The organism is Niveispirillum sp. FG148, assembly GCF_057809655.1.
The window spans coordinates 88,050-112,816 of the sequence record NZ_JBMDKJ010000008.1 but is presented as its reverse complement, the minus strand read 5'-3'; the positions used below and the strand labels follow the sequence as shown (position 1 = coordinate 112,816).

The 24,767-nt window shown below is 66.4% G+C and carries 25 protein-coding genes and 1 pseudogene; 18 read left to right on the top strand and 8 right to left on the bottom strand.

Translation table 11 applies throughout. The annotated features are described in order from the left end of the window. The first annotated feature begins 95 nt into the window (after positions 1-95). Both ACODTW_RS11290 and ACODTW_RS11285 read left to right on the top strand, forming a co-directional pair. Positions 96-497 (top strand): HEPN domain-containing protein, encoded by a 402-nt coding sequence (locus ACODTW_RS11290; protein ID WP_488946100.1) that lies wholly within the window; start codon positions 96-98, stop codon positions 495-497. After that, positions 487-879, top strand: a complete 393-nt coding sequence (locus tag ACODTW_RS11285) for a nucleotidyltransferase domain-containing protein (RefSeq protein ID WP_488946099.1) — start codon at positions 487-489, stop codon at positions 877-879. The genes ACODTW_RS11290 and ACODTW_RS11285 overlap by 11 nt, the downstream gene beginning before the upstream one ends. On the opposite strand, the gene ACODTW_RS11280 is transcribed toward ACODTW_RS11285, so the two are convergent. Beyond that, entirely contained in the window at positions 869-2,692 is a 1,824-nt protein-coding gene (locus ACODTW_RS11280) for a DUF885 domain-containing protein (protein WP_488946098.1), read from the bottom strand. The two genes, ACODTW_RS11285 and ACODTW_RS11280, sit on opposite strands and share 11 nt — an antisense overlap. A gap of 217 nt (positions 2,693-2,909) precedes the next feature. Here ACODTW_RS11280 and ACODTW_RS11275 point away from each other — a divergent pair. The 6 genes and pseudogenes from ACODTW_RS11275 to ACODTW_RS11250 all read left to right on the top strand — a co-directional run. Continuing rightward, positions 2,910-3,215, top strand: a pseudogene (locus ACODTW_RS11275) (winged helix-turn-helix domain-containing protein); the annotation flags it as partial. A 225-nt stretch (positions 3,216-3,440) separates the two neighbouring features. After that, entirely contained in the window at positions 3,441-5,012 is a 1,572-nt protein-coding gene (locus ACODTW_RS11270; RefSeq protein ID WP_488946097.1) for a hypothetical protein, read from the top strand. Positions 5,013-5,679: 667 nt separating this feature from the next. Next, a complete protein-coding gene (locus tag ACODTW_RS11265; RefSeq protein WP_488946096.1) occupies positions 5,680-6,546 on the top strand; it encodes a hypothetical protein in 867 nt (288 codons plus the stop codon). 143 nt (positions 6,547-6,689) lie between these two features. Next, positions 6,690-7,148 carry a (2Fe-2S)-binding protein gene (locus ACODTW_RS11260; RefSeq protein ID WP_488946095.1) on the top strand — a complete coding sequence of 153 codons (459 nt, stop codon included), beginning with the start codon at positions 6,690-6,692 and terminating at the stop codon, positions 7,146-7,148. Between the two features lie 14 nt (positions 7,149-7,162). Continuing rightward, entirely contained in the window at positions 7,163-9,352 is a 2,190-nt protein-coding gene (locus tag ACODTW_RS11255; RefSeq protein WP_488946094.1) for a xanthine dehydrogenase family protein molybdopterin-binding subunit, read from the top strand. A gap of 66 nt (positions 9,353-9,418) precedes the next feature. Further along, on the top strand, positions 9,419-10,339 hold the full coding sequence (locus ACODTW_RS11250; RefSeq protein ID WP_488946093.1) for a hypothetical protein: 921 nt from the start codon (positions 9,419-9,421) through the stop codon (positions 10,337-10,339). Between the two features lie 8 nt (positions 10,340-10,347). On the opposite strand, the gene ACODTW_RS11245 is transcribed toward ACODTW_RS11250, so the two are convergent. Then, entirely contained in the window at positions 10,348-10,623 is a 276-nt protein-coding gene (locus tag ACODTW_RS11245) for an usg protein (RefSeq protein ID WP_488946092.1), read from the bottom strand. A 207-nt stretch (positions 10,624-10,830) separates the two neighbouring features. On the opposite strand from ACODTW_RS11245, the gene ACODTW_RS11240 reads away from it, so the two are divergent. The 3 genes from ACODTW_RS11240 to ACODTW_RS11230 all read left to right on the top strand — a co-directional run bounded on the left by ACODTW_RS11240 (position 10,831) and on the right by ACODTW_RS11230 (position 12,866). After that, positions 10,831-11,652, top strand: a complete 822-nt coding sequence (locus ACODTW_RS11240; protein WP_488946091.1) for a double zinc ribbon domain-containing protein — start codon at positions 10,831-10,833, stop codon at positions 11,650-11,652. 101 nt (positions 11,653-11,753) lie between these two features. Then, on the top strand, positions 11,754-12,023 hold the full coding sequence (grxC, locus tag ACODTW_RS11235; RefSeq protein ID WP_488946090.1) for a glutaredoxin 3: 270 nt from the start codon (positions 11,754-11,756) through the stop codon (positions 12,021-12,023). A gap of 3 nt (positions 12,024-12,026) precedes the next feature. Then, positions 12,027-12,866, top strand: a complete 840-nt coding sequence (locus ACODTW_RS11230; RefSeq protein WP_488946089.1) for a carbon-nitrogen hydrolase family protein — start codon at positions 12,027-12,029, stop codon at positions 12,864-12,866. Positions 12,867-12,878: 12 nt separating this feature from the next. Here the strand turns inward: ACODTW_RS11230 and ACODTW_RS11225 are convergent, their stop codons facing one another. Next, complete coding sequence (locus ACODTW_RS11225; protein ID WP_488946088.1) at positions 12,879-13,532, bottom strand: calcium-binding protein; 654 nt, start codon at positions 13,530-13,532, stop codon at positions 12,879-12,881. A gap of 156 nt (positions 13,533-13,688) precedes the next feature. On the opposite strand from ACODTW_RS11225, the gene truA reads away from it, so the two are divergent. Continuing rightward, the gene (gene truA / locus ACODTW_RS11220) at positions 13,689-14,459 is read left to right on the top strand and encodes a tRNA pseudouridine(38-40) synthase TruA (protein WP_488946087.1); all 771 of its coding nucleotides are present in this window, start codon (positions 13,689-13,691) and stop codon (positions 14,457-14,459) included. Here truA and ddpX read toward each other — a convergent pair. Beyond that, entirely contained in the window at positions 14,452-15,003 is a 552-nt protein-coding gene (ddpX, locus tag ACODTW_RS11215) for a D-alanyl-D-alanine dipeptidase (RefSeq protein WP_488946086.1), read from the bottom strand. The genes truA and ddpX overlap by 8 nt on opposite strands. 67 nt (positions 15,004-15,070) lie before the next feature. On the opposite strand from ddpX, the gene tsaB reads away from it, so the two are divergent. After that, complete coding sequence (gene tsaB / locus ACODTW_RS11210; protein ID WP_488946085.1) at positions 15,071-15,763, top strand: tRNA (adenosine(37)-N6)-threonylcarbamoyltransferase complex dimerization subunit type 1 TsaB; 693 nt, start codon at positions 15,071-15,073, stop codon at positions 15,761-15,763. Between the two features lie 4 nt (positions 15,764-15,767). Then, positions 15,768-16,253, top strand: a complete 486-nt coding sequence (locus ACODTW_RS11205) for a GNAT family N-acetyltransferase (protein WP_488946084.1) — start codon at positions 15,768-15,770, stop codon at positions 16,251-16,253. Here ACODTW_RS11205 and ACODTW_RS11200 read toward each other — a convergent pair whose 3' ends face one another. Next, positions 16,254-16,493, bottom strand: coding sequence for a sulfurtransferase TusA family protein (locus ACODTW_RS11200; protein ID WP_488946207.1), 240 nt, complete (start codon positions 16,491-16,493; stop codon positions 16,254-16,256). A gap of 106 nt (positions 16,494-16,599) precedes the next feature. Here ACODTW_RS11200 and ACODTW_RS11195 point away from each other — a divergent pair, with 106 nt between their 5' ends. From ACODTW_RS11195 to ACODTW_RS11185, 3 genes are all read left to right on the top strand, one after another. Next, positions 16,600-17,019 carry a Ros/MucR family transcriptional regulator gene (locus ACODTW_RS11195; protein WP_488946083.1) on the top strand — a complete coding sequence of 140 codons (420 nt, stop codon included), beginning with the start codon at positions 16,600-16,602 and terminating at the stop codon, positions 17,017-17,019. 364 nt (positions 17,020-17,383) lie between these two features. After that, the gene (locus ACODTW_RS11190) at positions 17,384-18,202 is read left to right on the top strand and encodes a GNAT family N-acetyltransferase (RefSeq protein WP_488946081.1); all 819 of its coding nucleotides are present in this window, start codon (positions 17,384-17,386) and stop codon (positions 18,200-18,202) included. 34 nt (positions 18,203-18,236) lie between these two features. Next, positions 18,237-19,031: a lysophospholipid acyltransferase family protein gene (locus tag ACODTW_RS11185; protein ID WP_488946080.1), complete on the top strand. Its 795-nt coding sequence runs from the start codon at positions 18,237-18,239 to the stop codon at positions 19,029-19,031. Between the two features lie 29 nt (positions 19,032-19,060). Here ACODTW_RS11185 and ACODTW_RS11180 read toward each other — a convergent pair whose 3' ends face one another. Continuing rightward, positions 19,061-19,690, bottom strand: a complete 630-nt coding sequence (locus tag ACODTW_RS11180) for a Smr/MutS family protein (protein WP_488946079.1) — start codon at positions 19,688-19,690, stop codon at positions 19,061-19,063. A gap of 215 nt (positions 19,691-19,905) precedes the next feature. Continuing rightward, complete coding sequence (locus tag ACODTW_RS11175; RefSeq protein ID WP_488946078.1) at positions 19,906-20,382, bottom strand: Rrf2 family transcriptional regulator; 477 nt, start codon at positions 20,380-20,382, stop codon at positions 19,906-19,908. A 90-nt stretch (positions 20,383-20,472) separates the two neighbouring features. Here ACODTW_RS11175 and ACODTW_RS11170 point away from each other — a divergent pair, with 90 nt between their 5' ends. Further along, complete coding sequence (locus tag ACODTW_RS11170; RefSeq protein ID WP_488946077.1) at positions 20,473-21,372, top strand: NAD(P)/FAD-dependent oxidoreductase; 900 nt, start codon at positions 20,473-20,475, stop codon at positions 21,370-21,372. A 280-nt stretch (positions 21,373-21,652) separates the two neighbouring features. Here the strand turns inward: ACODTW_RS11170 and ACODTW_RS11165 are convergent, their stop codons facing one another. Continuing rightward, a complete protein-coding gene (locus ACODTW_RS11165) occupies positions 21,653-24,091 on the bottom strand; it encodes a PAS domain-containing sensor histidine kinase (RefSeq protein WP_488946076.1) in 2,439 nt (812 codons plus the stop codon). Positions 24,092-24,767: the final 676 nt, after the last annotated feature.

The following is a 24,767-nucleotide window of genomic DNA, read 5'->3' as shown; positions in this document are numbered from 1 at the left end:
GAGTATTGCGAAGGCCGTCGGGGTGACCCGGCGGCCTTTTGCTTTGGGGGACCAGCGCTGGTAAATTTCCGACGATCTTATGCAGGAGACAGGGCTTGAGCCGCGCCGCCGCCTGGAAGCGTCAGTCGGACCATGATTTCCAGCATGCCCAGACCTCTCTGGCGCGTGGCGAGTGGGATTGGGCCTGTTATGCCGCCATGCAGGCGGCCGTAAAGGCGCTGAAGGCCGGGCTGCTGGCTGTTGGCAGTGCGGAGATCTGGGGGCACAATCTGTCGGCGCTGCTGGCGCGACTGGCAGAGATTGCCGGGTTGGAAACGACGTACGCCCTGGTCAATGGGGCGAAGCTGTTGTCGCAATATAATGTGCTGGCGCGCTATCCCATGGGTGACATGGATGCGGCCCCGGTGGACTTGCTGCTGGAAGATCAGGCCATGACGGCTATTGCCGCAACCACCGCCCTGCGCGACTGGGTACGGGAGCATGTCGATGGCGCCTGACCTGCACCAGCCCGCCGCATCCCCGCTCTCGGCGATCCGTGCGCGGCGGCGGGAAGCACTGATCCAGGGCCTGCGCGCTGCACTGCGCGACCACCCGTCAGGCCCTGGCGTCCAGGCTGTGCGCTTGTTCGGGTCGTGGGCACGGGGGGATTTCGACGGGCTGTCGGATATCGACCTGCTGGTCCTGACCGACGGGGACGCAGGTCTGTTCGACAGTACCCACCTGCCTGACGCCGCCCGCCTGGACATCGCCCAGGTGCCGGCAGCCCTGCATGCACGGCAGGCGGCGGAAGGGCACCCGTTCCATACGAAGGTGGCGGCCGACGCGGTGGAGCTGTGGTGCCGTCCCGCGCCGGCCGCCCTTCCTTCCCCTACCCCTTAACCTGCTTGATCCACCCATCCACCTGGCTTTCCAGGACGGTCAGCGGCAGGCCGCCGGAGCCCAGGATGACGTCGTGGAAGGCCTTGATGTCGAACTTGTCGCCCAAGGCTGCCTTGGCCTTGTCGCGCAGGTCCAGGATCTTCAGCTGGCCCAGCTTATAGGCGCAGGCCTGGCCGGGGGTGACGATGTAACGGTCGATCTCGATCGTCACGCCGCCTTCGCTCATGCCCGTGACGTCGCGCATATAGGTGATGGCCTGGTCGCGGGTCCAGCGCTTGGCATGGATGCCGGTATCCACCACCAGACGCACGGCGCGGAACAGTTCATCGCGCAGGCGGCCGACATTGCCGTAGGGGTCGTTCTCATACATCCCCATTTCCACGGCCAGCCGCTCCGCATAGAGCGCCCAGCCCTCGGCATAGGAGGTGAAGGGGAAGACCTTGCGGAAGGTGGGCACATCCTCGATCGTCTGGGCCAGCGCCAGCTGGAAATGATGGCCGGGCACGGCCTCGTGATAGACCAGCGTCGGCAGGCTGAACTTGGGCGAGCGCGACTTCTCCCCCAGATTGATATAGAAGATGCCGGGACGGCTGCCGTCCAGCGAGGGCGGGGTGTAATAACCGCCGGGGGAGGTGGCCTCCGCATAGTCGGGCACGGCCTGGATATCCAACGGCTGCTTGGGCAGCTTGTTGAACCATTGGGGCGCCTTCTGCATGACCGTGTCGGTCATCTTCTTCAGGTCGGCCAGTTCCTCGGCATAGCTTTCCTTGCCCGGTGCGTATTTCTGGGCCGGGTCCTGGCCCAAGGCGGCCACACGCTCGCCCACCGTGCCGTCGGTCTTGCCCAGGCTTTTCAGCAATGTGTCCATTTCGGCCGTGATGCGGGCCACTTCCGACAGGCCGATCTCATGGATCGTTTCAGGATCCATGTCGACGGAGGTATTGGCGCGCAGGGCCGCCTTATAATAGCGGGCACCATCGGGCAGGCGCCAGACGCCGGCGTCGGCCGTCGCCTTGGGCCGGATCTCCTCGCGCAGCAGCTTGGCCAGATCCTGATAGGCCGGATAGACATCCTTCTCCACCGCTTCCGTCGCGGCGGCCATCAGCTTGGCCTTGTCATCGGCGCTCAGCCCCTCGGCCTTGTCCAGCCGGGTCTTGAAGGTGGAGACCAGCGGGTTGTCAGCCACGGACGTGCTGGTGAAATTGTCCAGAACCACCAGCGACTTGTCGATGACGAAGTCGGGCGGGACGACGCCGGCCTTGGCCTGGTCGCGCACGGCCTGGGCCAGTTCCTTGTACTTGCGGCGCAGCTCGTGCAGACGGGCGACATAGCGCTCGGCCGATTTGCGGTCCTTCACCGCATGTGCGTCTGTCATGAATTGCGGGAAGCGCACGGGGTCGGAGAAAATCTGGTCGATGGGGTACAGATTGCCGGCCGCCGTCACCCAGGGGAAATCCATCATGCCCAGCTGGGCCTTGTAGAATTCCAGCATCACCTGCTGCGACACGGCCTGCTGGCCCGTCAGGCCCTTATAGCTTTCGATCTCGGCCACGGCCTTGGTCAGGAACTCCTTGCCCTCGGCCAGGTCCTCCGGCCGGATCTCGTCCAGCTTGCCGGAATGGAAATCGAAGATGGTGCCGTCGATGAAACCAAGCTGGGTCAGGGTTTCCGGGCTTTTCAGGATCTGGGAAATGGTCTGACGCTCGATCGTCGGATGGATCGGCAGCGGACCCCACAGGCCCCAACCCACAGCCACGGCCGCCACACCCGCGATGCCCGCGACCGTGCCCAGCAGAATGCGCTTCAGTTTCACCTTGATACCCCCGTTGTCTGTTCCACGCGGCCGTCCGATTGCCGGCGATGGTTGGGGTGAAGGCTACAATGCGTTAACCGTCCTGCGCCAGTCCTGCGGCATCGGCGGACGGACCATTCCTGTGTCGGGGCGGGGGACCAGCCATTTGCCAATCGACCCTGTTGCGGGCACTCTCTGACCGCAACAGGCGAAGAACAGACGGACGGGCGCGGATTTCATGGGCATGGCGATGGGCAGCATCGATCTGGCGGCCGAACCCGATTTTGCGCTGGGCCCGTGGCAGGTCCGCCCGTCGCTGGGGCTGGTGATCCGCGATGGCGCGGAAGTGCGGCTGGAACCACGCGTCATGCAGACCCTGGTCGTCCTGGCCCGCGCGGATGGCCGTACCGTATCGCGGGCCGAACTGATGCGCACCGCCTGGGGGCTGGAGGTGAGTGACGATGCCATCGGCCGCTGTGTCGCGCGGCTGCGTGCCGTCCTGTCCGTTGCGGGCGTGGTGGGAATCGAGACGCTTCCGAAGATCGGCTACCGACTGATGGTTTCGTTTCCGGAACAAGATGTCGTTCCGCAAACGGAAGAAACTCCTCCGCCGGAGCCGGCACCGGCAGTCGGGTCAAGGCCCTGGCTGCCCGTGGCCGGCTTGGTGCTGGCCATGGCTGTGGCCGCCGCAGTGCTATGGCGACCGGCGGGACGGGACGAGGTGCCGTCGATGCAGGTTCTGCCCGTCACCAGTGATCCCGGGCGGGAGGTGGAACCGGCGCTGAGCCCCGGCGGCGGGCAGCTGGCCTATGCTGCCGATCGTGACGGGCACGGTTTCGATATCTGGGTGCAGTCGCTGGCCGCAGGGACGGCCATCCGCCTGACCGATGATGCGGATGACGACCTGTCACCCGCCTGGTCGCCCGATGGCGGGCGCATCGCCTTTGTCCGTGCCCGACCGGGCCAGCCTTGTCGCATCCTGGTCCGCCCCGTCCCGTCAGGACCGGAACGAGAGGTGGGGGCCTGTGCCACGCAGGGTGCCACCAAGCTGGCCTGGCTGGATGCGGACCGGCTGGTCTATGGTGACCGCGTGACCGCGGGCGAGGGGGCGCGTCTCTGGTCCTTGCCCCTGTCCGGGCCGCAGGCGGGGATGCCCGCCGCCCTGACCGATCCGCCGCCCGGCATTCTGGGGGATGGCGATCCCGCCCTGTCATCCGATGGCAAGCACCTGGCCTATATGCGCCAACGCGCGGTCGGCGTGGCTGATATCCGCGTCCGCGATCTGGCCACGGGACAGGAACGGCAGGTCACGGATGACGGGCGCAAGCTGCACGGGCTGGACTGGTCCGGCGACGGGCGCTGGCTGTATGTGGTGTCCAGCCGGGCCGGCGATTTCGGCCTGTGGCGGGTGGACCCGATGGGGGTGGAACCGCCGCTGCGTCTGGCACCGGGCCTGAACCAGCTGGGGCGGGTCGCGGCCGGCGGCGACCGGGTGGTGGTGGAGGTGCGCATCAACCGCAGCGCGCTGCTGCGGCTGGACCCGCAGACGGGGCCCATCCCGGCCATACCCCCCGCCAACCGGTTGGACTGGGACCCTGATGTCAGCGCGCGTGGCGCCCTGGCCTTCGCATCCGACCGGTCGGGCATGTTCGAAATCTGGGTGGCCGATCCCGGTGCGGCACCGGTTCCTGTCACCCGCTTTGCCGGCCCTTTCACCCAGTCACCGCGCTGGGCACCGGACGGGCGGCGCATCGCCCTGGTTTCCGTCGTCAACGGGGCGCCGGGTCTGTTTATCCTGGACCGGGCCAATGGCAAGCTGAAGCGGGTGGCCCCGGAGGCAGGGGGCGAGGATCGGGCCCCGTCCTGGTCCAGGGATGGGCAACGGCTCTATTTCGCCTCCAGCCGCGAAGGGGGATGGCGCATCTGGATCACGCGCCCGCCCTATGAGGAGGCGATGCCGATCACGGACATGGGCTGGCGGGCCGCCAAGGAAAGTGCCGACGGTCGCTGGCTCTATCTGGTGCATGAAAGCCAGCCGGGCCTGTGGCGACAGCCTGCCGATGGCGGAAGGCCGGAAAAGATCGGCGATCTTCCAGCACCCTATGACGCGGAGAATTGGGTCGTCGGGCCAGAGGGCGCCTATGTGATCGACCGGACGCAGGCGGAGGCCAGCCGCATCCTGCTGCTGCCCGCCGATGGTGGTCCCGTCCAGGTGGCCGCCAGCCTGTCAGACCCGCTCTACAAATCCTCCCTGGCGTTGGACCCCCAGGGCCGGCTGCTGGTGGGGCAGTACCGGGGCACCATGGTCGATCTGGTGGAGGTGCGACCGACGGCGCCGTAATGGCATATCCCTGTTTCAATTTTTATGGTTAATTTGCGGGGTTGTTGCACGCAATTCCAAAGGGAGTGCGTAGATGCTTCGTGTCCCGCCCCTTTCCCGATCCAGTCCCCCGGCCGCGGAGCCTGTCGCGCGACTGTCCACTCCTGGGCTGGCGGACCAAGTGGCATCGCCGCATATCCGTGCCAATCTGCGCGATATGGGCACAGGTGCTGGATCTGCTCCCATTCTGGGGCCGTCGGTTACCGTACAACGCATCCCGGTGAGGCGTGGGGGCGGTGAGGCTGCGATAGTGGAACCGGACCTGGAGGAAGGGGAAGGCCGGGTGCAGGATGCGGCGGTGGCTGCGGTCGCGGATCGGCAGGAGCAAGAGCCGCCGCCGGTGGTGGTGCATCCGCTGGCTCCGCAGGGGGAGGTCCAGCCACATCCATTTGCGGTCCCTGAGGGCAACGAGGGGCATGCGCCCGCATTGCCGGCCATCGAACCGGCCGCGTTTCATCTTCCTCCACCCCCGGACCCGCCGGCCGTAGACCCACTGGTCGCCCCGGTTGCACTGGCACATGACGGTGGGCTGGGGATTGATCAGCCAATAGTAGATGACGCCCCACATGTTGTTGCAGCTGACGATGCAATGCCGGCCCATGGTCCGCAGCCATGGAATCTGGCGGGCATGGTACGCAATGCCGTGGAGGCTGACTCGCCCGCGCCGTCGACGGGCTTTGCCGGAACGGCGCAGTTGGGCACCAATCTGGGTGGGTTCGGTACGCAGGCGACACCACATGCCGGTGCCAGCGGGGGGCTGGGCATCATCTCCGGCGCTGCCGATCTGGGTAGTGCTGCGTTTGCCCTCCACGACCTTTATAAAAATCCCACTGCCGACCCGACCCAGCATGACGATTCTGAAATGCGTCAGATCAACGCCACCAACGAGACGGCGGGCGCCAATCTGGGTCTGTCCACCGTCGATCTGGGCAGCCGGGTTGCGTCGGCGGCCGCCACTTTTTCCAGCAATGTCGCGCCCGTCGTGGGTACGGTTGCCGGCGGTGTCGGGGCGGGCGTCTCAGGGTTGGTGGCGGCCCGCACCGCCCGCCGCTGGTGGCGGGCGCGGGCGCAGCAGAATGCTGTCGATCAGGCAGCAGCAGGTATGGGGCCGGGGACGGTCAAAGACGCGGCGGATTTCCATCACGACCAATTGAACCGCCGCCGGTGGAAGGCTGGTATCGGCACCGCTGGGGCCATAGCGGGCACCATCGGCGGTGCGCTGATGCTGGCCGGTCTGGGACCTGTGGGGCTGGCGTTGGCGGGGTTGGGTGGCCTTGCGGCCGTTGGGCTTGGGGCCTACAAGGCCTATCGCCATATCAAAAAGAAGCGCGCGGGCACGTTGGGGGTGGATCGCGACCGTCACGCCCAGGCATTGCACCAGAATGCCGCTACCCCGGACGGGCAAAATGTCCTGCGCGGCATGGGCATCACCCAATCCCAGGCCCAGGGACGGGAAGGCATCGCCCTGATCAAGCGCAAACTGAAAAGCGACTGAGCCCCGCCACACCGGCCATCGGCAGAATATCGGCGTTCCATCGGCAGGCCGTCGGCCCGTCGCACTTCCGTCTTTCCAGCCCCTGCCGCACCCTTCCGCCACAGGTCGGTCCTGATGCCGGCCGTCGGGAAACGGGTGGTTGGATGCGGTACGCGATGGTGGTGAACGGTACGCCCCGACAGGTGGATGTCGCCCCGGACATGCCCCTGCTGTGGGTCCTGCGCGATATACTGGGCCTGACGGGCACGAAGTTCGGCTGTGGCATTGCCCAGTGCGGGGCCTGCACGGTGCAACTGGACGGGCAGCCCGTGCGCAGCTGCCAGTTCCCCATGGAACAATATGCCGGACAGAAGGTGGCAACGGTGGAGGGTCTGTCGCCCGACCGGTCGCACCCCCTGCAACAGGCCTGGATCGCCGAACAGGTGCCGCAATGCGGCTATTGCCAGGCGGGCATGCTGATGGCGGCCGACGCGCTGCTGCGGGAAAAGCCGCAGCCCGACGATGCCGACATCGCCGCCGCCATGACCAATCTGTGCCGCTGTGGCACGTTTCCCCGGGTCCGCCGCGCCATCCGGCGGGCGGCCGGGATGAACCCTGTTTGACGGGGGAGGGGCCGATGACCATCGCACTTTCCCGTCGTGTCCTGCTGGGGGGCGTCGGCACCGGTCTGGTGCTGGGTCTGCTGCCCGGCGGCGCCCTGGCCGCCCCCAAACCCGGCCAGGGCGTCAATCTTCAGCACTGGCTGCATCTCGACGCCGACGGCGTGGCCACGCTCTACTCCAACGCCCAGGAGATGGGGCAGGGCGGGTTCAGCGGCGTGGCGCAGCTGCTGGCCGATGAATTGTGCCTGTCCTGGGAGAAGGTGCGGGTGGAAACAGCACCCCTGGACCCGGACATGGGCATGTCTGCCGGCAGGACGCATTGGACGGGGGGCAGTTCGTCCATCCGCAGCCAGTGGGATAAGCTGCGCCGCGCCGGGGCCGCCGCGCGGGAGATGCTGGTCACGGCCGGGGCCGCGTCCCTGATGGTGCCGGTGGCGGAATGCCGGGCCGTGGATGGCCATGTGCAGCATGGGCCCAGCGGTCGGCGTGTTGCCTATGGCGCCATTGTGGAACAGGCGGCCCGATTGCCGGTGCCGGTGGCCCCCACCCCCTTGCCGCGATCGGACTGGACGCTGGTTGGCCGTCCCCTGCTGCGCAAGGACATCCCGGCCAAGACCGATGGCAGCACCCTTTACGCCACCGATGTGCGGCTGCCGGGTCTGCTGTCGGCCACCCTGATGCAGTGCCCGGTCTTTGGCGGCAAATTGCGGTCGGTCGATCCGGCCCCGGCGCTGCGCGTGGCCGGCGTGCGTCGGGTTGTCCCCATCCAGGGTGTCAGCTTTGCCGTACCGGGCCAGAAGGAACCGGTGACCCTGGTCGATGCCGTCGCCGTCCTGGCCGACCATTGGTGGGCCGCCCGGCAGGGGCTGCTGGCCCTGTCGCCGGACTGGGATCTGGCGGGTCATGGCGATCTGGATACGGAAGGGATGCAGGCGATACTGGAAGCGAAGCTGTCCGATCCCGGCAGCATCCGCATGGGGGCGAAGGCGGTGGAGGCGGATATCCGGGCCGCCTACACGGCCGGGCTTGCCAGGGCTACGGACCGGTTCAGTCGCGACTACCGCGTCCCGGCCCTGGCCCATGCCCAGATGGAGCCGCTGTCCGCCGTGGCCGATCTGCGCCCCGGTCGGGCGGAGGCCTGGACGGGCAGCCAGTTCCCCACCGGCGTGGCCCGCATCCTGTCCGCCCTGTCGGGTCTGGCAGAGGACAAGGTGTCGGTGAATGTGCTGTGTTCGGGGGGCGGTTTCGGCCGGCGCTACCTGAATGATTATGTCGCCTATGCGGCCTTTCTGTCCAGGCAGGCCGTGGCCCCGGTGAAACTGATCTACAGCCGGGAGGAGGACCTGTCGCAGGGGCGCTACCGTCCCGCCACGGCGGCCCGGATCAGCGCGGGGCTGGACAGGGACGGGCTGCCCACGGCCATGCATACGCATTGCGTGCCGGCATCGGGCAATGTCTGGATTTCCATGGCGGCCACCGGCACGGAAGGCCAGCCCGACCATCAGCCCAGCTATTACCTGCCGGCCCCGCTGACCACCATGGCCGAAGGCGGGCTGCCCGTGCCCAACGGCCCCTGGCGGGCACCGGGCAGCACGCAGGGGGCCTTCTTCTTTGAAAGCTTCATCGACGAACTGGCCCATCACCAGGGACAGGACCCCGTCGCCTATCGCCGTCGGCTGCTTGACAGCAACCCCCGCGCCCGCCGTGTCCTGGATACGGTTGCGGCCGCGGCTGGCTGGGGTCGGGTCCTGCCGCCGGGTCACGGGCTGGGTATCGCCATCTGGAACAGCTTCCAGTCGATCGCTGCCCAGGTTGTGGAGGTGTCCGTGACAGGCGACAGGCTGCGTGTGGTCAAGGTCTGGTGCGCGTTCGATTGCGGCACGGTCGTCAATCCCGACAGCGCCCGGGCCCAGGGCGAAGGCTCCATCCTGATGGCGCTGTCGGCGTCTCTGGCGGAGAAGGTGGAACTGGCGAAGGGCGCCGTCACCAGCCGCAATTTTGACCGCTACGGTCTGATCCGTCTGGACCAGGTGCCACCCATCGACATCATCCTGCTGGAAAGTCCCGATGCGCCCGTCGGTGGGGTGGGGGAGCCCATGACCCCGCCGCTGCCGCCGGCTTTGGTCAATGCCGTGTTCGCTGCCACGGGCAGGCGGCTGCGCGGCCTGCCGCTGACAGATCATGGTTTCCAGGTGGAGACTTAAGCGGTTTACAGCGCGTCACGATTGTGTTTGGCTTGGGTTGCACCAACATGTTGGACGACCCACGCCATGGTTCGGCGCCTTTCCATTGCTCTGCTGGCGGGGTTGACGATGGTGTCGCTGGCGGCGGCATCGGCCGGGGCTCAGCAGGCCCCGGCCGACCCGGCCCCCACCGGGGCGCCCGCTGCGCTTGAGCAGGAAATCATCGTCGAGGCGGCGCCCCTGCTGGAAGCGCTGCCAGGGTTTGTGAACAAGGCGCTGCCGGCGGCCCATGGCAAGCAACTGGCCCGTTGGCACGGACCCATCTGCACGGCGGCGCGCGGGTTCTTCCCCCAACAGGAAAAGGCCATCCTGGCCCGCATGAACGCGGTGGTGGGCGAGACCGGGTTGCCGGCTGCCAAGCCGGACTGCAAGCCCAATGTCGTCCTGCTGCTGACGGACCAGCCCGATCTGCTGATCGACACGCTGCTGGAAAAATACGGCGCCCTCTTCGCGCCGCAGCCGCTGCTGGACGTGCGCCGTGCCCTGGCCCGCACAAACGGGGACCCGGTCCGCGTCTGGTATGACAAGGCGGCGCAATCCGCCAAGGGCCAGGAACTGGAGATGGAAAGCAACGGCCAGGGCGGGATGAGCCTGCAGGTCCGGGCCGATCCGGGCAATGCCACCCGCATCGGTTCCCCGATCCGCCTGTCGCTGCGACGGACCGTCATCATTCTGGATGTGCGGCGGGTGCAGGGGCTGACGCTGACCGCCGTCGCCGACCATGTCGCCATGCTGGCGCTGGGCCCGTTCGAAACGGATTTTGACGGCAATGGCCTGGACACGGTGCTGAACCTGTTCCGTGCAGGAGAGGGGGCCCGTCCCGCCGGCCTTACGGATTGGGACCGGGCGCTGCTGCGGGCGCTTTACGCCACCAAGGCCGATATCAGCGCCGCCCAGCAGCGCCACGCCATCACGCGCCGCATGGCGACGGGCAAGGACGAACCCTGACCCAGCCCCTATTGCAGGGTCAGCAGGGCGTCGACATGGCGGAGCCGTCCGGGACTGACCATGTCCAGATGCGCCACCCGCACCGAATGCAGCTTGCCGTCCAGGTGGCGGCCCCAGAAATCCAGGAATTGCCGCAGGACAGGGAAGCGGGGGGCCAGATCCAGTTCCTGCCAGATATAGGTCTGCAACAGGCCCGGATGATCGGGCATGTGGTACAGAATTTCCGCCGTCGTCAGGCGGTAATCCTGGAGCTGCCGCGCCAGGTTGGACCGGGAAATGATCATGTGACCTCCCTCTCCAATTCGGGACGGTCAGGCCGTCCCTCAGGCTCCAATCCGGAGCGGTCCTGCCGCCCCCAGAGAAAATCCTGTCACCGATCTGTCATTATGTGAAGATGTTTGTTTTATTTCAATGCATTGGTAGCATATTGGGCGGAGTGCTGCCAAACGGGCCGGCTTGCGGTCGGGAATGGTGTCCGCTACCATTCTTATATGGTTGTCGATATTTACACACGCATCGGTGGGTGGGTTCTGCCGGCCGGCGCGCTGTTGCGCCGGGTGATGGACCTTGTCCTGCCGCCGCGCTGCCTGGGATGCGGCGTGGAAGTGGCGGGTGATGGCAGCCTGTGCCCGACCTGCTGGCAGGGGATCAGTTTCATCGCCGCCCCGCACTGCGCCCGCTGCGGGCTGCCGTTCGAGTATGACCCGACGGGGGAGGGGGCGGGCGATCTGATCTGCGGCGCCTGTATCGCCCGTCCTCCGGCCTTCGACCGCTGCCGGTCGGTCTTCGCCTATGATGACGGCAGCCGGTTGCTGGTGCTGGGCTTCAAGCATGGCGACCGGACCGACTGCGCCCCGGCCTTCGCGCAATGGCTGGCGCGGGCGGCGTCGGCGCTGCTGGTCGAACCCGATACGCTGATCGCCCCGGTGCCGCTGCATCGCTGGCGCCTGCTGAAACGGCGGTACAACCAGTCGGCCCTGATGGCGCTGGCGCTGGGCCGGCTGACGGGGCGGACGGTCATTCCCGACCTGCTGGTCCGCCGTCGGGCCACGGAAAGCCAGGGTGGGCTGACGGCCAAGGGCCGGGCCCGCAATGTTGCCGGTGCCTTCACCCTGCATCCGCGCTGGCGCGACCGGGCGAAGGGGGCGCGGGTGCTGCTGATCGATGATGTCTATACGACGGGGGCCACGGTGGGGGAATGCGCCCGTGTGCTGCGCCGGGTTGGCGCCAGGGCCGTGGATGTCGCTACCCTGGCGCGGGTGGTGAAGCCGGTGATGCTGGATCAGGTGGAACAGGCGGATATTTCCGGCTAAGCGCCCGGTCGAAAGGTGCAATGCGGTCAGAACGGCTTTGCCACCGCTTCCCTTATGTCCATATTGTTGTCACCGAACATTCATCAGCGCAGGAACCCCCGATGTCGTCGCCCAAGGTCGAAATCTATACCAGCCCCTGGTGTGGCTACTGCACGCGTGCCAAGCGCCTGCTGGACAGCAAGGGTGTGGCGTATGAGGAATTCGACGTGATGGCCGAGCCGGCGCGCCGGGCAGAGATGACGCAGCGCGCCGGCGGACGCACCAGCGTGCCGCAGGTCTTCATCGACGGGCAGCATATTGGCGGCTGCGACGATACCCATGCCCTGGACAAGGCGGGCAAGCTGGACCCGCTGCTGGGCATCGGGGCCTGATCCATGACCGACATTGCTCCCGTTGCCCCGCTGCGCGTCGCCCTGGTCCAGGTCAATGCCGGGCCGGAGATCGGCCCCAATCTGGAACAGGCGGGCATCTTCGTCCGTCAGGCCGCGGCCCAGGGCGCGCAACTGGTCTGCCTGCCGGAAAACGTGTCGTTGATGGCGCAGGGGCGGGAGAAGATCCTGGCCCGCGTGAAGCCGGAGGAAAGCCATCCCGGCGTCCCCTTCTTCCGCGATCTGGCGAAGGAGACGGGCACCTGGATCATGACGGGCACGCTGGGCTGCCTGTTGCCCGACGGGCGTGTGGCCAACCGGGCCTACGTCATCGACCCGCAAGGGCAGATCACGGCGCGGTATGACAAGATCCACATGTTCGATGTGGATCTGGCGGGCGGCGAAAGCTATCGCGAAAGCGCCACCTACCGGCCGGGTGAACAGGCCGTGGTGGCGCCGACGCCGTGGGGCGGGCTGGGCCTGACCATCTGTTACGATGTGCGCTTCGCCTATCTCTACCGCGCGCTGGCCAAGGCCGGGGCGTCGGTCATCACCGTGCCCGCCGCCTTCACCGTGCCCACGGGCCGGGCGCACTGGCATGTGCTGCTGCGGGCGCGGGCTATCGAGACGGGGGCCTTCATCCTGGCCCCGGCCCAGACCGGCATCCATGATGGCGGGCGCGGCACCTATGGCCATTCCGTCATCATCAGTCCCTGGGGCGAGGTTCTGGCCGACGCGGGCGAGGAGCCGGGCATCATCCTGGCCGACCTGGACCTGTCCAAGGTGGCAGAGGCCCGGCGCATGGTGCCCAGCCTGGGGCACGACCGCACTTTTGCGGGGCCGTGAAGCGCCGCTGGATCAGCCGGCGCTGATCTGGAACCAGTCCCGGCCTGCGTCGTACTGCAGGGTGATGCCGACCGGGATGACGATCTCCTGATCCAGATCGGCATCGAAGCGGCCGTCATTGTTCAGGTCGATGACGATGTTGCCATTGATGATGGCGATGTTGGTCACGCCGGCCACCAGGGCCGTCGGCATGGCCGTATCGCCCGTCAGCGCCGTCAGGCTGGTGCCGCCGATACGCAGGGCCGTTTCCGCCGCGCTGTCGAAATCGATGCGGTCCCCTGCGGCGGCGTCGATAAGGATGTCGCGGTCACCGCCCTGCAGGGAGGCCAGGGCGAAGACGAAACGGTCTTTGCCTGATCCGCCGGACATGAAATCCGAACCGGTGCCGCCATCGATGACGTCATCGCCCTTCTCGGCGAAGATCACGTCCGATCCGGCTCCGCCCCGCACCGTGTCGGCCCCGCCGCCGGTATAGAACAGGTCGTTGCCATCCGTGCCGGTGATCTTGTCCGGGAGGAACGTGCCCGGCATCAGCTTGAAATCCAGCCGCTTCACGCTGTCGACCAGATCCTGGCCCAGTTCGCTGAAGACGGAAATGATGGTGTTCACCAAGGCTTCGGCCAAGCCGCGGCCGATGATTTCACCAAACTGTCCCGGACTTGCCATTTTCCGTCCCCCGCATTTTGATCATCGTTCAAGAATGAAGCCTATATCATGGCGCACGGCTGTGACACCCGTCATAGATCGTGAAACGTATTGACGCCGCCCTGTCCCGGACGGCATCGCTTGGGCCCTTGTCCGCAATCGAACCGCCATCCCCCCATGTCCCAGCGCTGGAAGATCCTGATCGAATTCGACGGCCGTCCCTTCGTAGGCTGGCAGCGCCAGGACCATGGCGCCTCCGTCCAGGGCTGTCTGGAGGAGGCGGTGCGCCGCTTCACCCAGGAAACGGTGACGGTGCATGCCGCCGGTCGCACCGACAGCGGTGTGCATGCCACGGGCATGGTCGCCAGCTTTGATCTGGTAAAAAGCGTGACGGCGGAGAAGGTGCGCGACGCCCTGAATTACCACCTGAAGCCCCATCCCATCGCCGTGCTGAAGGCGGAGGCGATGGAGGGTGATTTTCACGCCCGTTTCACCTGCATCGGGCGGTCCTACCTGTACCGCATCACCAACCGGCGGGCGCCGCTGGCTCTGGATGCCGGCCGGTCCTGGCTGGTCAGCCATCCGCTGGACGCGGACGCCATGCATGAAGCGGCGCAGCGCCTGATCGGCAAGCATGATTTCACCAGCTTCCGCGCCTCGCTCTGTCAGGCGGCCAGCCCCGTGAAGACCCTGGCCGAATTGGCCGTCAGCCGGCAGGGGGAGGAGATCCGCATCATCGCCCGCGCCCGCTCCTTCCTGCATCATCAGGTGCGTAACATGGTGGGCACGCTGAAAATGGTGGGGGAGGGGCGCTGGGATGCCGATGATGTCGCCGCCATTCTGGCCGCCCGCGACCGGTCGGCGGCCGGACAGACGGCGCCGGCCGACGGGCTGTATTTCACCCGTGCCTTCTATCCCGGCGATGATTTCGCCGATCCCGTCACATAACCGCCGGACCCAGCACTCCATCTTCAACCAGCGGATAGGTCTCCGCCTGCGGCAACTGGTAATGCCACCATTCGAACGGATGGTGGCGCCAGCCGGCGGCCGCCATGATCCCGGCCAGGATGGCGCGGTTGCGCTGGGCCGCCACGGGGATGGTGATGTCGGCATGATAGGCGACGGGCCGCATATCATCGAAATCCGTCCCCATATCCAGCATCGTGGCGTCGGGTGTGGCCAGCGTCAGGTCGATGGCCACACCGCGCCCATGGTTGGACCCGGTGCGCGGATCGGCAATGAAGGTCGGGTCGGGCAGCACGTTCCACAGGGCCCATTGCGCGGCGGGCGGGCGATAGCCGTCGAAGACATGCAGCCGCAGCCCCTGGGCGCCGGCGATGCGAATGGCCCGGCGCAGGGCCGCGGCGGCGGCGGGGTGCAGCAGGCAGATCGGACGCGCGAAGATCGGTCTTCCCGTCAGATTGTCGGCCGTGGCATAGCGGAGATCGAGATCGACGTCGAAATCCGGCGGAGCGATGGTGACGAACCGCATCGGGCGGCCCCCTGTCGTTTTGGATCGGACCTTGATAGCGAAGCCTGAAGCACATGGATATGCGCCAATGATCACGCTTGGCCTGGATACGGCCACCAGCGCCTGCGCCGTGGCCCTGTGGGACGCCGAAACCGGCAGTACCCTGGCTGTGCGCGCCGAACAGATGCAGCGTGGCCTGGCTGAAAAGCTGGTCCCCATGGTCAATCAGGTGCTGGCCGATGCCGGCCTTACCTATGGCGATATCGGCCGCATCGGCGTGACCGTGGGGCCCGGCACCTTTACCGGCCTGCGTGTCGGGCTGGCCGCCGCCCGAGGCTTTGCCCTGGCCGCCGGGTGTCCGCTGGTGGGGGTGACGACGCTGGAAGCAGCGGTGGCCGGGCTGGACCCTGTCCGCCGTCCGGGCCGGACGCTGCTGGCCGCCATCGAAAGCCGGCGTGACGATCTGTTCCTGCAGGCCTTCACCGACGGGCTGGACCCGCTGGGCGATCCGGCGGACGTGCTGCCGGCCGACCTGCCCGCGTGGGCGGCACGGCATCTGCCGGCGGGGCCCCTGCTGATCGTCGGCGACGCGGCGCAGCGGGCGGCGGATACGCTGGGCACCTGGCCGGCGCCCGTGCAACTGGTGGTGACCGAAGGGGCGGCAGAGGCACTGGCCGCAGCCCGGATCGCGGCGGCGCAGGACGCAGCCGGCATCGCACAGCGTATCGCCGACCCGTTCTACCTGCGCCCGCCCGACGTCACCCTGCCCAATCCACGCTGATCCGATGGCTGAAACCCCACGCATCATTGCCGCCGGTCCCGCCCATGCCGATGTGCTGGCGGCCCTGCATGCCTCGGCCTTTGCCGATCCCACGGTCAGCGGTCCGGCCTGGGACGCCGCCTCCTTTGCCAGCCTGCTGGCCTTGCCGGGGGTGGAGGGCTGGATCCTGATGGAGGGGGGGACGCCGCGTGCCCTGTCCCTGTGGCGTACCGTTCTGGACGAGGCGGAACTGCTGACCGTCGGCACGGATGCTGACGCGCGTGGCCGCGGCCTGGGCCGCACCCTTCTTCTGGCGGGACTGGAACACCTGTCTGGATTGGGTGTGGCGACGGCATTCCTTGAGGTCGCCGTCACGAATACAGCAGCCATCCGACTCTATGCTTCTGTCGGCTTCATCGTGACCGGTCGCCGGAAGGGGTATTACCAGCATGCAGGCGTCTCGACCGATGCGAACATCATGATGCTCGACTTGGTCCATGGTAAAAAATGATTAAGGTTTTCTGACCAAAAGACGCTGAACTCCCGTGGGATTGTCGGGGTTCTCTGGTTGAAGTTCGTTCACCTGATAGCCGTGCTCGCGCAAACTGGCAGGGACATTCCGACTTGGCTCTCCGGAATTCATACGAACTTCAAGCACTTGCCCGGATTGCAGCCGCTCCACGGCAAGTTTTGTCCTGACAAAGGTCATTGGACAGACAAGTGCCGTGATATCCAGGAACTGGTCTGGCATGTTTTCCACAGTTGCTGATTCCTTTGATATCTTGCCAAATGGATATTGCATGGGTCGCCGATAAGACTTATATGACCATCTAGTTTCTCGCCCGGAGCAATGATACATGACCAGCGCATCGTCCTCGCCCGAACTTTTGTCTCTGACGACGGAAATCGTCGCCGCCCATGTTTCCAACAATATAGTCGCCATCAACGATCTTCCTGCGCTGATCGAGCAGGTATACCGCACTTTGTCGAACGTCGGCACTGAGCCGGTCGTGCAGAGCGAAAAGCCGCAGCCTGCGGTCGCCATCAAGAAGTCGGTGACGCCGGAATATATCGTCTGCCTGGAAGATGGTAAAAAGCTGAAGATGCTGAAGCGCCATCTGAAGACGGCCTACAATATGTCGCCGGAAGAATATCGCGATCGTTGGGGCCTGCCGCCCGACTATCCGATGGTCGCCCCGAATTATGCCAAGCAGCGCTCGCGTCTGGCCAAGCAGATCGGTCTGGGCACCCGTGCCCGCCGCGGCGACGAAGAGTAAGCGGCTTCTTAAAGTTCGCATGGGGAAGGGGCGGCCATCGGGTCGCCCCTTTTTCGTCGGCCCTGGTCGTGGGAACGGTGCTCTGCACCTCTGTGATTTGCGCATGGCACCGGCGCGGACCTACCCGCAGGGCCCCGCAGGTCTTTGAAAGTTGCGGGACAGGGGCATGAAACTTTCGTGATCCCCCCTTGGACTGTGACACAGTGGGTTGACCGTCCCGCGGCGCTTCGTGTTATGCCAATGCACGAGGAACGGCGCCCCGCCCGGAAGTCGCCCCGCACCCGGCCCGTATAAGGCCGGGATGCCCGCCTGAACCGGGATGGATGCCGGCCGACCACGCCAGCGACCCAGAAAATGTGAGAGCATGGCTGATATCATTGCCACCGATGCCTTGATTTCCGGCGAACTGCGTTCCGGCAATCTGGAAGTCCGGCTTGCCGAAAGTGCCGCCGAAGTCACCGCCGCCCAGCGCCTGCGCTATCGCGTCTTCTATGAGGAGATGCTGGCCAAGCCGTCGGCCGAAATGGCCGCCCAGCGCCGCGATTTCGACATGTTCGACGGCCTGTGCGACCATCTGCTGGTAATCGACCACGCCGCCGGCAGCGGGGCCGACAGTGTGGTTGGCACCTACCGGTTGATCCGCCGGGCCACGGCCGCCCGCGCAGGCTCCTTCTACTCCTCAGATGAATACGACATTTCCCGGATCGAGGAATATCCGGGCGAGGTGCTGGAACTGGGCCGGTCCTGCGTGGATCTGGCTTATCGCAGCCGGGGCACCATGCAGCTGCTCTGGCGCGGCATCGCCGCCTATGTGGCGCATTACGACATCAAGCTGCTGTTCGGCTGCGCCAGCTTGCCGGGGACGGACGCCAAGGCCCTGGCCCTGCCGCTGTCCTATCTCTACTACCATCATCTGGCCCCGCCGGCCCTGCGCCCGGTGGCCCTGCCGCACCGCTATGTCGACATGGCGATGATGGAAGAACATGCGATCGACCCGCGCCGCGGCCTGAACGAGGTGCCGCCCCTGATCAAGGGCTATCTGCGCCTGGGCGGCTTCGTGGGCGAAGGGGCCGTCGTCGACCATCAGTTCAACACGACGGACGTGTCCATCGTGGTGAAGACCGACATGATCACCGACAAATACCTGCGCCATTACGAGCGCCGGGGAACCTCGCTGCTCTGACGGCGGCGGAACGGCGCGGGCGGGCAAGGCAGACATGGACATCGGCTCGACGCTGTTGGGAATGGTGCGGCTGGCGGTCTACGGGACCTGGACCTTGCTGAGCATCCCCGTGCAGATGCTGCTGCTGCGTTTTTCGCCGCGGGGCGCTGCCGTCTGGTTCCCCCGCGTCTATCATCGCTTCTGCTGCCGCATCCTGGGCATGCAGGTGGTGGTGAAGGGCGCGCCGGTGGGTGACCGGCCTGTGCTGTTCATCGCCAACCATTCCTCCTATCTGGACATTCCCGTCCTCGGCTCCATCCTGCCGGCCAGCTTCATCGCCAAGGCCGATGTCGACGGCTGGCCGGTCTTCGGCCTGCTGGCGCGGCTGCAGCGTACGGTGTTCGTGGACCGTACGGCCCGGCATAAGACCGATGAACAGCGCGACACGATCCAGGGAAGGCTGCTGGCCGGCGACAATCTGGTGCTGTTCCCGGAAGGCACCAGCAGCGATGGCAACCGCACGCTGCCTTTCAAGACGGCCCTGTTCGCCGTGGCCTCCACCCGCATTGGTGACCGGCCGCTGACTGTACAGCCCGTCAGCGTCACGGCCACACATCTGGACGACATCCCGCTGGGCCATGTCTGGCGCCAGCTTTATGCCTGGTACGGCGACATGGAACTGCCGCCGCACCTGTGGCGGATGATGCGGGCGGGTCGCTTGCGCATCCTGGTCGAATTCCACACACCGCTGTCGCTGGAAACCGCCGGCAGCCGCAAGACGCTGGCCGATGTCTGCTGGAAATCGGTAGCGGGTGGCGTGGAACGCGCGGTTACCGGCCGCGCCGCCTAGCGCGCTTTTCCGGTAAACCGGAAACAGTGCTAATCGTCCCGCCGTCGACGCAGCAGCACGTAATAGGCGCCGCCGCCGCCATGCTGCGGCTGTGCCTGATGCACCGACAGCACCAGCCGGCCAATCGCCGCCTCGCGCAGCCAGCGCGGCACCGACAGGCGCAGCACGCCCTCTCCACGCGGCATCTGACCCTTGCCGGTAATGACCAGGACATTGCGCCGGCCAGCGGAATGGCTGCGGCGGATGAAGCCGATCAGCGCGTCATGCGCCTCGCTCTGGGTCATGCCATGCAGGTCGATGCGCCCGTCGATGGCCATCTTGCCCCGGCGCAGCTTTTCATCCGTGCGCTTGTCCACGCCGGCCACGCGGCCCAGCGCGGATGGTGCCAGATGCACATGCACCTTGCCCTTCTGCGACAGGGGCGCTCCCCGCAGCATTTCCGCCAGCCGCTCCACCGCCGGGGTGGGAACATGCACGGGAGGGGGCTTCGCGGGTGCTGCAATGACCGGTGCTGGGGCCGGTGCTGCGGCGGGGACAGGCTTGCGTCCCTTGCCTGCGGCGCGTGCCTTGCCGGGCAGGGGCGTGGCGTCACGGACAACGGTCCGCCACAGGTCCAGTTCCGCCTCCGTGGGCAGTTTGGGACGCCGTCCGCTCACCATGCACCAACCCCGCGCGACCGGCGCGGTGTGGCGGGCTGGGGACGGGGGGGCGCGGCAGACACGGTGAGGGACAGCCCTGGGCTTGGGGGATGGCGCAGCAGGTATCACCCGCGGCCCGGGCAGGCAAATGAAAGCCGGTCCCGGCGGGGACATAGGGCGCATCCACGTTCGTGACAAGCCGTGGAACGCCGGGCGGCCATGCAGATGCCGCCGCCTCAGGAAGAGGGGAAGGCGGCGGCGGGATGGCATCCTTGGCGCATGCCCGCATCGAACTGCCGGGCCAGATCGCCCAGCGTCACCTGTCCCAACCGGCGCAGCAGCACCGATCGCGCCTCCGCCAGCGTGGCATCCAGGGCGGCGTTGACGGCCTGTTCAATCAGGCAGGCCGGGTTGTCGACCGACAGGCCGATGGCGAACAGCGGTGGCTCCCCCAATGCCTGATAGATGTCCAGCAGCGTGATCGCATCCAGCGGCCGCCCCAGCGCCCAGCCCCCGCCCGGTCCCTTTTCCGAGGTCACCAGGCCATGCTGGCGCAGGCCCGCCATGGTCCGCCGTACCACCACCGGATTGGTGTTGAGCATCAGGGCCAGCGTATCCGACGTGGCGGCCCGGTCCAGCCGATCCATGTGGATCAGGGCATGAAGCATACGGGAAAGGCGGCTGTCACTGCGCATGGCCTTCTCATACGTCATGTGAGGTTACGTAACAAGAGGAGTTGCGAGAACCATCGGAGAGGGTTATTCGTAATTCATGAAGTTACGATAATGCGGAGAAGAGCGATCATGGATCATGATGTCATCGTTATTGGCGGCGGCTTTGCGGGTCTGGCAGCAGCCATGCCGCTGGTCCGGGCGCGCCGCCGGGTACTGCTGGTGGATGCCGGGCAGCCGCGCAACCGCTTTGCCGAAGCCTCGCACGGCTTCCTGGGACAGGACGGGGTACCGCCGGCCGAGATCCTGGCGCGCGGTCGCCGCGAACTCCTGGCCTACCCGACCTTCAGCGTTATCGACGCCGTTGCCCGGCAGGTGGAGGGCCAGATGGACCGGTTCGTCGTGACCCTGGAAACAGGGGATACCCACGGGGCGCGACGGCTGATCCTGGCCCTGGGCGTGCGGGATGACCTGCCGGACCTGCCGGGCCTGCGGGAGCGCTGGGGCGTCACCGTCCTGCATTGTCCCTATTGCCATGGCTATGAAGTGGCGGATCGGCCCCTGGGCGTACTGGCTTCCGCAGTGCCGCAGGATCACCGCGGGTTGCTGCTGACCGATTGGGGGCGGCCCACAACCCTGTTCACCCAGGGCGGCCCCTTGCCGGACGCACCGATGCTGGACAGGCTGGCCGCCCGCGCCGTGCAGGTGGAAACGACGCCCATCGTCGAACTGCTGGGGCCGGCCCCGGCGCTGGAGGCCGTGCGGCTGGCGGATGGGCGCATCGTGCCACTGGCCGCGCTGTTCGTTGCCCCGAAGACGGAACTGTCCAGCCCGCTGGCACAACAGTTGGGCTGTGCGATGGAGGAGGGGCCCAGCGGCGCCTTTCTGCACAGCGACGGCCGCCGGGCGACCAGCGTGCCGGGCGTCTTCGCGGCCGGCGATGCGGTCATGGGCATGCATAATGGCTTGCTGGCGGCGGCATCCGGCCTGATGGCCGGTGTTGGCGCCCACCAGTCGCTGGTGATGGCCTGAAACGACTGATACTGATCTGCATTGATCAGAACCTGCGGTTCGGATCCATGCAGTCCTCAGGCGCCGGGCGCCGCCATCCGGCGGCTTGGCTTCACGCGACCATCAGGTCGCGGGCGCTCAATGCGCCAACCAGGCTACGATGAGTTTCACTCACCGCAGCTTGGTATAATCGGGAACTGGTACTGCGGCGGCTGCCGTCGCGCCGCTCGTGCGGCGTAACCGAGCCGGCGGCGCTGGCGATTGCAGCCCGGTGATCGGTTTCGATCACTGGGACGGGGTATCAGGCCGGCAAGGTCTGCAAGGCCGGCAGGCGGCAGCGGATGATGGAACCCGACTGACCGTCGCTGACAATCTCCACGCTGCCGCCATGCAGTTCCACGAAGCTTTTCACCAGCGACAGGCCCAGGCCGGCCCCGGCCGATGCCGTCTGCCCGGCGGCCCCGCGTTCGAACCGTTCAAAGACGCGGGCCTGCTCGTCGCTGCCGATGCCCACGCCGGTATCGGCAACGGACAGCACGACCTGATCCCCCTCCCGCGTGGCGGCCAGGGTGATGCGGCCGCCGGCGGGGGTGAATTTGATGGCGTTGCTGACCAGATTGAACAGGGCCTGTTTCAGGCGCTTCTCGTCGCCTTCCATGCTGCCGATCTGGTCCGGTACTTCCACCCGCAGGTCCAGGCTCTGCTTGCGGGCCCAGTCGCGGGTCAGGCTGGCCACCGAATGCAGCAACTGGGGAATATCGAACCGGTCATGTTCCAGAACCATGAACCCGGCCTCGATCGTGGCCAGGTCCAGGATGTCGTTGACCAGCGACAGCAGCCGCCGGCTCGCCTCCAGCACGCCCTTGGCATATTCCTGCTGCCGGCTGTTCAGGGGCCCGAAATACTGGTTATGCAGGATTTCTGCGAAGCCCATGATGGCGTTCAAGGGCGTGCGCAGCTGGTAGGAGACATTGGCGATGAACTCCGCCTTCAGCCGGTCGGCTGCCTCCAGCGCCTCGTTGCTGGCGCGCAGCGCCGTCTCCACCTTGTCGCTGTCGGTGACATCCAGACAGGAGAACAGCACGGCCCCATCGGGCAGCGGCACCAGGGCATAACGCAGGACCGATCCGTCGACGCGGCGCATGACCCCGGCATCGCCCTCCCGCTCCAGCAGGCGGCCGACCAGCCGCTCCCGCTCCGTTTCCCAATTCCCGCCCTCGTCCAGCAGGGCGCGCACCATCTCCACCAGCCGCGCGGCATGTGGCTCGCCGCGCACGGCCTCTTCCGTCACGCCCCACAGGCGCAGGAAGGCGGGGTTGCACAGCTTCAGCCGCCCATCGCCGCCAAGCACGGCCACCCCTTCGGCCAGATTGTCCAGCGTCTCCTGCTGCACGGCCATCAGGGTGTTGTAGGAGCTTTCCAGCGCCAGCGTATGGGTCACATCCTCCAGCACGAACATCAGTCCGCCGAACGGATGCGGCACCGACAGCGACCGCAGGGTCCGCCCGTCGGGCAGATGGATCAGTTCCTCCATCGGTTCCAGAAGCGAGGTGAACAGGCCCAGCTGCTGTTTCTTCCAGCGTGGGAAATCCGCCTCTTCGGTCAGCTTGCGCCGGGCGCGCAGATCCTCCAGCACCTCGCCATAGGTCGGTTCCTCGGCCAGCCAGGCCGTATCCATGTCCCACAGCCTGGCATAGGCGTGGTTGTGGAACTTGATGCGGGTGTCGGGGCCATAGATGGCGATGGCGGAACCCAACTGGTGCAGCACTTCCCCATGCGCATCGATATGGCGGGAAAGCTCGTCACGCAGCGACCGTTCCGTTGTGCGGTCTACGGCCATGCCCACAAGTCCCCCCGGGGACAGGGGCATTTCCGTCAGATTGTACAGGCGACGGTCGCCGTCGACGACCAGGAACCGGTCCTCCCCCTGGGGCGCCCCCGTGTCACGCGCCCGCTGCGCCAGATCACGCGGTGCGCCGAACAGGCCGCTGGCCGACAGTTCGCGCCCTGTCGCCATCACCTCGTCGGGCGTGCTGTCCAGCAGGGCGGCGTAGGCATTGTTGCACCAGTCGATGACCAGATCGGCATTGCGGCGCCACAGCGGCACGGGAAGTTCGCCCAGCAGCAGGCGCAGCCGGTCCAGCTCCGCCTGCTGGGCCTGCGCCATTTCCACCCGCCGCACATGGTCCAGCCCCTGCACGGTGACATCGCGCAGCCACAGCAGATGCAGGACGGTGCCGTCCGGCCCTTCACCACGCCGGCCGCTGGCCTGGAAGAAGCGCGACCCGTCGGCCAGGCGCACATGGATCTGGAAGGGCTGACCGCTGTCGGTCAGGTGGCGGAAGGATCCGTGCAGGGCGGCGGCATCGCTGGGCGCCAGCGCCTGTTCGATATCATCCAGCCGCCGCACCTGTTCCAGCCCCAGCAGCCGCGCGAAACCGGGCGCCACGGCCAGATCACCGGCCGGGCCCAGCGCAAACCAGGGTTCCGGCACCCCGTCCAGCAGGGCGGCCATCCGTGCCGTCTCCGCCCTGGCGACGGCCAGTTCCCGCTCCTGCCCGCGGCCCCAGGCCAGCAGGCGCAGCAGACAGGCCGCCACGGTGGCCAGCAGGGCCAGCGCCAAAAGGCCGAACACGGGCGATTGCGCCTCCCACAGGGGAAGCAACATCCAACCAAGGCCGGCCAGCCCCAGCAGGGCAGCACCGGCAATCGCGACAAGATGGACGACAGCGGGTTTCACGGGCCGCAGTGTAGGGGGCTGGCTTGTCGCAAGGCAAGCGGTTCGGCACTCGTCATGTTGCCACACCCCAGACCCACCAACCGGTCATCGTTCCACCAACCAACGGATGATTAGAACAGGCGATTGACACCCAGAATGGCCGTGTTAGCGTTAAATATCTCAATCTTGACGTTGGGGTGCGAAATGGCGGTGGCACAGTGAAATCGTCGTCCGAACCTCATCACTGGCCCTATCTCCATGAATCGCAGGCAGGCTGGCTCGACCCCGATCGGATCACCGAGCAAGGGCGCTTCCTGCTTTACCGCGCCCTCAACCTGCGGCAGATCGTGGCGTTCCTGGGGGCCGGCACCTCCATGGCCTATGGCCGCATTTCCTGGAGCGAGCTGGCCTATAAGCAGGCAACGCGCATCATCAGCTTTTACAATACGGAATGCAAAACCGATAAAAACTTCACAGATTCCAGGCAGGCGGAGAATATTGACAAGATTGTCAAAATATTAATGGATCAGAAGGAAAAATATGATGCAGGAGCTGATATAGATCAGGTATTCTGTCTTAATATTTGTGAACAATTTATGCGAATCATTGGCCGAGATCGCGTCGATAGGCTCGCGGAGATTCTGGGAATAGGTAAGAATTTCAGTAAAATATCCAAACCTATTGTATCGGAGGATTA